Raw genomic sequence first — 6375 nt, 5'->3', positions numbered from 1 at the left:
CCTGGAGGTTCCGAACCCTGGCCACGGCCGGCTACACGCCGGCCCGGGGCGTCCGCGCACCTGGCGCGCGACCTTGCCGCGACCGGTGGAGGGCGCGATCTTCGCCGAGATCATTCCTTTCAACGAAACCCGGGGCTATGTCAAGAACGTCATGTCCAATGCCACTTACTATGCGGCCATGTTCGAGAACCGCCCGCAATCACTGAAGCAACGCATGGGCACGGTGGCCCCCAATTCCAACGTCGCCACCGACCTGCCCTGATCCCATCGCCCGCGCCGCCCACTACAGTGGGCGGCCAACAGGAAATCGGAGAGTGACAAATGGCAGTCAAGAAGATCCTCGTCATCGGCGGTTCCGGCTTCATCGGTACCCGTTTGATCGAGTTGCTGGGCCGTAGTACCGGCTATCGCGTCATGGTTCCCACGCGCCGTTACGAGCGCGCCAAGCACTTGCTGGTCTCGCCCGTGGTGGGTGTGGTCGAGGCCAACATCCATGACGATGCCGTGCTGGCGCGCCTGGTGGCCGAGGCCGACGTGGTCATCAACCTGGTGGGTATCCTGCAGTCGCGCCCGGCGCGCGGCGGCGCCCCCTATGGCCCGGATTTCGAGCGCCAGCACGTGCTACTGCCGCGCCGCATCGTGGCCGCCTGCGTGCAGCAGGGCGTGCCGCGCTACTTGCACATGAGCGCGCTATGCGCCGATGCGCAAGGGCCGTCGATGTACCTGCGCTCCAAGGCGGCGGGCGAGCGGGAAGCCTTGTCCGCTCCCACCCTGGACGTGGCCATCTTCCGACCCTCGGTGGTGTTCGGCGAGGGAGATAACTTCATCAACATGTTCGCCGGCTTGAACCGCGCGTTCCCCATCATCCCGCTGGGCAGCCCTGATGCGCGTTTCCAGCCGGTCTATGTGGGCGATGTGGCACAAGCCTTCATGGCGGCCCTGCACCTGCCGCGCCTGGGTGGCAAGGTGTTCGAACTGGGCGGGCCGAAACAATATACCTTGCGCGAACTGGTGCGGCTGTCGGGCTGGTACTGCGGCCATCCGCGCCCCATCATCGGTTTGCCTGACGCGCTGGGACGGCTGCAGGCCTTTGTGCTGGAACACCTGCCGGGCAAGCTGATGAGCCGCGACAACGTGGCTTCGATGCGGGTGGACAATGTGCTGCATGGTCCCATCGCGCCCGAGCTGCAACTCACGCCGCGCGCGCTGGAAGAGGTGGTTCCGACCTATCTCGCCGCGCGCAGCCCGCAACAGCAATTCGACTTTTTCCGCAGCACCGCGCGACGCTGAATGGTTCAGTCGTCGCGTCCTTGATCTTCGAGAAACGAGCTCACATGCAAGATACAGAACTGGACCAGGTATTGTCCGAAACGCTGCAAAAAGCTGGTCGTCACATGCCCACGCTGGTCATCGCCAACAAGAATTACTCGTCCTGGTCGATGCGCCCGTGGGTGGTGATGGTGGCGTTCGACCTTCCTTTCAAGGAAGTGCGCGTCCTGCTGGACCAGCCCGAGACCGCCGGCGAGATCGCCCGCTACACCGGCTCGGGCCGCGTGCCGGTGCTGCTCGATGGCGACATCGCCATCTGGGATTCGCTCTCCATCTGCGAATATCTGGCCGAGCAATTCCCCGATCGCCACCTGTGGCCGGCCCGCACCGATGCCCGCGCCATCGCGCGCAGCATCTGTGCCGAGATGCACTCCGGTTTCACCGGCCTGCGCACGGCCATGAGCATGGATATCCGTGGCCGCTACCCCGGCAAGGGGCGCACCGCCGACGCACAAGCCGATATCGCGCGGGTGTGCGAGATCTGGGAAGAGTGCCTCTCGCAATTCGGCCATCATGAATTCCTCTTCGGCGATTTCTCCATTGCCGATGCCTTCTATGCACCGGTGGTGATGCGTTTCGTGAGCTACCAGGTGCCGCTGGCGCCGGCCCTGCAAGCCTATGCCGAGCGCGTGCGCCAGCACCCGGCGGTGGCGCGCTGGATTGCCGAAGCACTGGCCGAGAAGGAAATCCTTCCGGGCCACAAGTGAGGCCATGCCGATGAAGACCTACACCGTCGGCGGCGCAGTGCGCGACGGCTTGCTGGGCCTGCCGGTGAAGGACCGCGACCACGTGGTGGTGGGGGCCACGCCGCAGGCCATGCTGGAGCTGGGTTTCCGTCCGGTGGGCAAGGATTTTCCGGTGTTTCTGCATCCCGACACCCACGAGGAATATGCCCTGGCCCGCACCGAGCGCAAGACCGCGCCCGGCTACAAGGGCTTTGCCTTTCATGCCGCGCCTGATGTGACGCTGGAAGACGATCTCGCGCGCCGTGATCTGACCATCAATGCCATTGCGCAGGATGAGGATGGCACCCTGGTCGATCCCTATCACGGTCGCGCCGACCTTGAGGCGCGCGTGTTTCGCCATGTGTCGGACGCCTTCGTCGAAGACCCGGTGCGTATCCTGCGTGTGGCGCGTTTTGCGGCGCGCTTCGCCGATTTCACGGTGGCCCCGGAAACCAATGCGCTCATGCAGCGCATGGTCGAGGAGGGCGAAGTCGACGCCCTGGTGCCCGAGCGCGTCTGGCAGGAACTGGCGCGCGGCTTGATGGAGCATAAGCCCTCGCGCATGTTCGAGGTGCTGCGCAGTTGTGGCGCCTTGCAGCGCATCCTGCCGGAACTGGCGGCGCTGTGGGGTGTGCCGCAGCCAGAAAAATGGCACCCGGAAATCGATACCGGCGTGCATGTGATGCTGGTGGTGGATTGGGCCGCCGCCCAGGAGTTCAGTTTGCCGATCCGTTTTGCCGCGCTGCTGCATGACCTCGGCAAGGGCACCACGCCCCCCGAGATATGGCCGCGTCATCATGGCCATGAAGCGCGCAGTGAACGATTGGCCGAGCAGGTCTGTGCGCGCCTGAAGGTGCCAGGTGAATGTCGCGACCTGGCCCTGATGACGGCCCGCGAGCACGGCAATGTGGGGCGCGCCTTCGAGATGCGTCCCGATACCCTGGTGAAGTTCTTTGCCCGCTGCGATGCCTTCCGCAAGCCGCAGCGCTTCCTCGATATGCTGCGCGCTTCCGAGTGCGACCATCGCGGCCGTACCGGGCTGGAACAGCAAGCCTTCCCGCAGGCGGCTTATCTGGAAGGCGCGCTGCAGGCTGCGCAGCAGATCGATGCCGGCGCCATTGCCCAGCAGCAGACACAGCCGCAACGCATTCCCGAGGCCATCCTGGCGGCGCGTACCGAGCAGGTCGCGGCCTATGTCCAACAGCAGCGGCCGGCCCAGGAGTGAGGAGCGCACCATGCACCATCCCCTTTCCGGTTTGATCGAACGCCTGCGCGGCAGGCCGCCTGAGCAGGGCGGGCAGCATGAGCAGCACGAGAAACCGCACGTCTTCGTCAAGGCACTCTCGCCGCGCTCGCGCCGCCACCTGCTGCGCCATTTCCTGGCGCTGGAAGAAAAGGACCGCCTGCTGCGCTTCGGCTCCAAGCTTTCCGATGACATGGTCACGCGCTACGTGGAAGGCATCAACTTCGAGCGCGATACCGTCTTCGGCGTTTATGATCGCCGTCTGCGCCTGCTGGGTGTGGGCCACCTGGCTTTTGCGCCGAAGGAAGCCACGCGCATCAGTGGCGCCACCATCAAGCCGGTGGTGGCCGAGTTCGGTGTTTCCGTCAGTGCGGCTGCGCGTGGACTCGGGGTAGGGACGCGGTTGTTCATGCGGGCCGCCATGCATTGCCGCAACGCCGACGTCGATACGTTGTACATGCACTGCCTCTCTTCCAACAAGGTGATGATGCACATTGCCAAGAAGGCCGGCATGGAAATCCATCGCGACTATGGCGAGGCCGATGCCTACCTCAAGATCAAGCCGGCCAATTCGGCCACCGTCTTCCAGGAAGCCCTGGAAGAGCAGGCCGCCATGCTGGACTACATCGTCAAGGCCAACTTCAAGGCCTTGCTCAAATGGGGCGCACGCGTGACCGGCATCGGCGCCCGCAAGAAGGACACGCCACCCCCGCCACCTCCACCGCCTCCGGCCTGAGGCGCGTCTTGCGCAAGCGCACATGACCATCCCGGCAGGGGAGCGCATAATATGCGCCTCACTTTGATCACGGGGCTGCCATGAGCACCAATCCCAATACCGACGATTTCTTCGCCACCGTCGCCACCAAGTCCGATAGCGGAGCCTTGCGCGGCGACTACAGCCAGGCCGACGCCAACTACGTGGTGGCCCAGAACTGGGAAGGCTATACGCCGGCCCAGCACGCGCTGTGGCGGCGTCTCTACGAACGCCAGGCCCGGCTCATTCCCGGCCGCGCCTGTGATGTCTTTATCGACAGCCTCAAGGCCCTCGATGTGGCGCAAGGCATCCCCCGCTTTGACCGCACCACCGAAGCGCTCTACCGGGCCACTGGCTGGCAATTGGTGGCGGTGCCCGGCCTGGTGCCGGACCACACCTTCTTCGAACACCTGGCCAATCGCCGCTTCCCGGTCACGGTGTGGCTGCGTGAGGAGCACGAGTTCGACTACATCGTCGAGCCCGACCTGTTCCACGATTTCTTTGGTCATGTGCCGCTGCTGTTCAACCCGGTCTTTGCCAATCACTTGCAGGAATATGGCAAAGGGGGGCTGAAGGCCTTGAAGCTCGATGGCCTGGCCTACCTGGCGCGACTGTACTGGTACACCATCGAGTTCGGCCTGATCCAGAGCGAGGCCGGCTTGCGCATCTATGGCGCCGGCATCCTGTCGTCCGGCGGCGAGGTCGAGTATTGCCTCTCCAGCAGCCAGCCGCGGCGCGTTCCCTTCCAGGTGGAGCGCATCATGCGCACGCTCTACAAGATCGACACCTATCAGGAAACCTACTTCGTCATCCGCGATTTCGAGCAACTGTTCAACGATACCGCGCCGGATTTCACGCCCATCTACGAACGGTTGAAACAGCAGGAAGCTTTGCCGGCCAGCACCCTGCTGCCGGGAGAGTCGAACTTGCCGCCGAATCGTTGAGCTGATCCGGCCTCGGCGGATGGCTCGCCGAAGAAATTCGAGATACTTGGTCAGCTAGCTGACCGACACTGTCAGCAGTGATGCAGGTCAAGTGGGCTGCGCTTGGCCTGCGGACAATGAATGGCTCCATTCACCGATATCGAGGAGCCAGCCATGTCACGCAAGTCCATCCTCTTGACTCTGCTGTTGGTCGCCAGCGCTACGCTGCTAACCCCGGCCAGCGCCGCAGAGAAGGAGCCGATCAGCCCGATCCAGCCTGCCCGCATCAGCAATCCAGCCATGGTCGAGCTGGGAAAGAAGCTGTTTTTTGATCCCCGCCTCTCCAAATCTGGATTCATTTCCTGTAATTCCTGCCATAACCTGGCCATGGGCGGGACCGACAATCTGAAAACCTCCATCGGCCACAACTGGCAGCAAGGGCCGATCAATGCACCCACGGTGTTGAATGCCAAGCTGAATGTGGCGCAATTCTGGGATGGCCGTGCTGCCGATCTCAAGGCGCAGGCTGGTGGCCCCATCGCCAACCCGGGTGAGATGGCGTTCTCGCACGCGCTGGCCGTCGATGTATTGCAATCGATCCCGGGCTATGTCGCGGCGTTCAAGCAGGCCTTTGGCAATGACAAGCTAGGCATCGAGGAAATCACCCAGGCCATTGCCGCTTTCGAAGAGACCCTGGTGACTCCCGATTCGCGCTTTGATCGATGGCTCAAGGGTGACCGCAAGGCACTCACGAAAACCGAGTTGGAGGGATACAGGCTGTTCAAGACGGCGGGCTGCGTGGCTTGCCACCATGGCGCGGCGGTGGGCGGCAGTTCCTTCCAGAAGATGGGATTGGTCGAGTCGTATGTCACGCTCAATCCGGCGCGGGGGCGTATGGAGGTGACCGGTCAGGATGCTGACCGTTTCAATTTCAAGGTCCCCACCTTGCGTAACGTTGAACTGACCTATCCCTATTTCCACGATGGCGCTGCCGCGACCTTATCGGAGGCGGTTGATACCATGGCGCGCATCCAGCTCGGCAAGCACCTCAGTGCGCAAGACAATGCCAAGCTGGTAGCTTTCCTGAAGACATTGACCGGTCAACAGCCCCGCATCGTCTTGCCGGTCCTGCCACCGTCCACGCCGAGCACCCCCCGGCCCCAGCCTTTCGCGCAGAACTGAACTGGCATAAAAAAAAGCGGATCCGACAGGGGGAGGCCGGATCCGCGAGCTAGTGGTGCTTTCAACACTAGAGGGGAGGAACCTTGCACAGTAACGGATACCAATCAATCGCTGTTCAAGTGAGGTCTATTAAACGTCAGCGAGAAAACGGGTCCAATGGCTTTTACTGGTTGTTACATTCGCGTCGTGCTTGTAACACTTGAGAGACCGCCAGGACTT

General features: G+C 63.0%; 6 protein-coding genes and 1 pseudogene. All 7 read left to right on the top strand.

All coding sequences use genetic code 11. From position 1 onward, the window contains the following. A pseudogene (locus tag I5W_RS15710) lies at nt 1-262 on the top strand (lytic transglycosylase domain-containing protein); the annotation flags it as partial. A gap of 59 nt (nt 263-321) precedes the next feature. Then, the gene (locus I5W_RS15705; RefSeq protein ID WP_044529929.1) at nt 322-1290 is read left to right on the top strand and encodes a complex I NDUFA9 subunit family protein; all 969 of its coding nucleotides are present in this window, start codon (nt 322-324) and stop codon (nt 1288-1290) included. A gap of 44 nt (nt 1291-1334) precedes the next feature. Then, the gene (locus I5W_RS15700; protein ID WP_044529928.1) at nt 1335-2036 is read left to right on the top strand and encodes a glutathione S-transferase family protein; all 702 of its coding nucleotides are present in this window, start codon (nt 1335-1337) and stop codon (nt 2034-2036) included. A gap of 10 nt (nt 2037-2046) precedes the next feature. Beyond that, complete coding sequence (locus tag I5W_RS15695; protein ID WP_044529927.1) at nt 2047-3279, top strand: multifunctional CCA addition/repair protein; 1233 nt, start codon at nt 2047-2049, stop codon at nt 3277-3279. Nucleotides 3280-3289: 10 nt separating this feature from the next. Continuing rightward, nucleotides 3290-4033, top strand: a complete 744-nt coding sequence (locus I5W_RS15690) for a GNAT family N-acetyltransferase (RefSeq protein ID WP_044529926.1) — start codon at nt 3290-3292, stop codon at nt 4031-4033. An 80-nt stretch (nt 4034-4113) separates the two neighbouring features. Then, nucleotides 4114-4995, top strand: a complete 882-nt coding sequence (phhA, locus tag I5W_RS15685) for a phenylalanine 4-monooxygenase (protein WP_044529925.1) — start codon at nt 4114-4116, stop codon at nt 4993-4995. A gap of 153 nt (nt 4996-5148) precedes the next feature. Beyond that, nucleotides 5149-6156 carry a cytochrome-c peroxidase gene (locus I5W_RS15680; RefSeq protein ID WP_044529924.1) on the top strand — a complete coding sequence of 336 codons (1008 nt, stop codon included), beginning with the start codon at nt 5149-5151 and terminating at the stop codon, nt 6154-6156. The last annotated feature ends 219 nt before the right edge of the window (nt 6157-6375 follow it).

The sequence above is a fragment of the Herbaspirillum sp. B65 genome, from assembly GCF_000333555.1.
GTDB classification, from domain to species: domain Bacteria; phylum Pseudomonadota; class Gammaproteobacteria; order Burkholderiales; family Burkholderiaceae_D; genus Herbaspirillum; species Herbaspirillum rubrisubalbicans.
The sequence above is the reverse complement of the archived record's forward strand: the minus strand, read 5'-3'. Positions and strand labels throughout refer to the sequence as shown.